The following is a 2,832-nucleotide window of genomic DNA, read 5'->3' as shown; positions in this document are numbered from 1 at the left end:
CGGCGCGCGCCGCAGTTCACCTGGACCCCGCGACGCGAGTGGTCGACGCGTTGCTGAAGGGGCGCGGCATCGCCCCACGCGGCCTGCAATCCTGGTCGGTTCAGGCCTTCAACTCCTTGGCCATCTGCCTCGACAACATTTCGATCATCCTGGACCGGCTCTCCGACGCCCTGTGCCGCGCGGTCACCGGAGACGGCGTAGTCGACCGCGCCTTGTCACTGTCGACGACGCGGTGGTTCCTCGAATACCGCCGGGTCCCGGCCATGGCGACGATCGACACCGGAGCTCGCCGACGGCCTGGCCGAGCGCCTGCTGACCATCGAGTTGCAGTTCATCCTCGACCCCAAGTGCCTCTAGGAAGCCGAACTCGACCATGCACCCGAGGGAGCCGATTCACCTCTCGCGCAGCGTCCATACGATCTTCGTCACGCGGGCATCCCGTTGCGGCTCAGCTCCGGCGCAGACCCGGCAGAAGTGGCCCGCCGTGCCGGCCACAGCCTCGTCTCATTCCGCGTGTATGCGAACGTCCTCGCTCAGCCTCAAGAACGGGCGAACCGCCGGATCGACTCCACCCTGCAGAAGTGGGGCGAGGAGACGAGCGACTATCGGTAGTTCGCTCCCGGCACACGACCTGGCGTGGTCACGGGGTCGGCATTCCACCGCTGCACCGGTGACCGAACAGTCCCTACCAACGGGGGCCAGTTCGACCACATCGGACTGTGATCGAACTGCGCTTCTCGGCGGCACAGAAAACTCGGTTCGGGATTACGTAGCCCGCTACAGGCAACAGTGGGTCATGTAATGAGCAGGGCTCACCCACTTGGCGGGGTGTCAGCAGTGGCCCACGGGCGATCGCGGGTGGCGGGTGGCCGCCCCGGGCCATCGGGACCGGTCGAGGTGAGGTCATTGGCGTCCGCGTCGTAGGTCCAGGCAGCTGTGGTCGTGAGCGCTGTGGTGGAGCCCGAGGGTGTGTGCGACGGCAGGGTGGCGCCGGTCTTGCCACCCCCTTGGGCGCAAGGGAATTCGGACGCCGTGCAGCCACGCTATACATTTTCTAGCCAGGTGGGCGGTCAGTTCCACGTCCACGGAACTGCCACGCCCCTCGCGTCGGTCCCTGAGACGCCGCCAGGTGCCCGAAGCGACCGCGTGGCGGCATCATCACATCGTTCAAGGACAGGAGCACTCATGGAAGGCAGTCAGCACCAACCGGACGACGTGCACTCGGTGCGGAAGACCGGGGAACCGTCATCGGCAGCCGGACTTCTGCCGCCGCTGTCCGTCCTCGACTTGGCGTTGACACAAGAGGGCGCCAGTGCCCGCGACGCCCTAGCAGCGGTGGTCTCGACCGCGCGGCGGGCCAGTGAGCTCGGATTTCGCCGGGTGTGGGTGGCCGAGCATCACGGATATCGGTCCGTCGGCAGTGTTGCGCCCTCTGTGCTGTCGTCCCATCTCGCGGCCTCGACCTCCGGGGTCAGGGTCGGTTCGGGTGGGGTCCTGCTGACGAATCACGCTCCGCTCGCCGTCGCGGAGCAGTTCACCACGCTGGCGGCGCTCCACCCCGGTCGCATCGACCTGGGCATCGGCCGCGGTCCCGGGACGAATGACCTCGACACCATCCGCGCGCTACGTCGCGGAGCCGATCGGGCGACTGACGATGAGTACCGTGCCGACCTCATCGAACTGCTGGGATACCTTGCCGATGCGGATGCCCGGCGAGTGCTGCCGGGGGCCGACGCGCTTCCCGAGCCGTGGCTGCTGTCATCAAGTGTTGCGGGTTCCGAGCTCGCCGCCGAGCTCGGGTTGCCGCTCGCCTTCGCTCATCACATTCGACCGGACAACACGCTGGAGGCGCTGGGTCGTTACCGGGAGCGGTTTCAGGCTTCGCGGTGGTGCGAGCGACCGCGAGTGCTGGTGAGCGTGGAAACCCTCTGTGTCACGACCGACGCCGACCTCGCCCGTCTCGGTCGCCCAGCGATGCTTGCCATGGCTGCGGCCCTGGAGGGCCGTGGCGCAGAGGCGCCGCTCCCGTCTCCGGCGAAAGCCGCGACAGAGCCCCTCAGGCCGGCGATGGAGGAGCGGCTCGGACAGATACGGGCTACTCAGGCGTATGGGCCCCCGGAAGAGGTGCATCGACGGCTGTCAGCCGTGGCGTCACAAACCGGGGCAGACGAACTGATGCTGTCGACTCCCGTCTACGATCCGGATGATCGGTTGCGTTCGCTTTCCTTGGTTGCTGCCGCCAAGGTCTGAAAACCCCGGAACACCCACACCGCGAGGCGGTCGGCTCGTCTGACGTGAGGGCGCGATCGGTATGACGCACTGCACATGGGGTGAGCCTGCGTTGTCGAGGACATCTGATCTCTGCGCCGGGCCGCGCGCCCTCCCGACACCGACTCGACGTCCACCGTCAGCATTGAGCCCGGTGTGACGTTTCGCCCAATATCCGGTTTCTGCGGGATGCCTGCAGTCTCGGCTTCTTCGAAGGCGGAGCTGGACCGTCCATATAGATGAGGGTCAATTACATCGAGTAGTTCGCCGTCCAGCCGAGGGGCTGTCTCATGGCGTCCCCGCGCGGCTACTCAGATTGAACTCGCGGAGTCCGGTGGCCCGTGACGCTTCTTGATCGTTGCGGTACGAGGTCGTCATGCGGTACGCGCATGGTGGCGGGCTGACGCCGAAGGAGCAGGTAAAGCGGGAGCGGGTGCGCCTTGAGGCGGCCGAGCAGTTCGCTCGCGGAGAGAAGACCGAGGCCGTCGCGAGGGAGCTTCGGGTGACGTCGCGGTCGGTGCGACGTTGGCGGCGGGAGTGGGAGGAGGGCGGTGCGGACGCCCT

At 67.1% G+C, this 2,832-nt stretch carries 2 protein-coding genes; both read left to right on the top strand.

What is annotated here, in order from left to right; all coding sequences use genetic code 11:
• Positions 1-1,185: 1,185 nt before the first annotated feature.
• Positions 1,186-2,250, top strand: coding sequence for an LLM class flavin-dependent oxidoreductase (locus tag ACFYX0_RS47295; protein WP_388981914.1), 1,065 nt, complete (start codon positions 1,186-1,188; stop codon positions 2,248-2,250).
• Positions 2,251-2,644: 394 nt separating this feature from the next.
• On the top strand, positions 2,645-2,832 hold a 188-nt coding region (locus tag ACFYX0_RS47290; protein WP_388981911.1), incomplete at its 3' end, for a helix-turn-helix domain-containing protein.

The organism is Streptomyces sp. NPDC002573 (assembly GCF_042889625.1).
In the GTDB taxonomy this organism is placed as follows: domain Bacteria; phylum Actinomycetota; class Actinomycetes; order Streptomycetales; family Streptomycetaceae; genus Streptomyces; species Streptomyces gibsoniae.
This window is presented reverse-complemented; position numbering and strand designations above follow the sequence as displayed.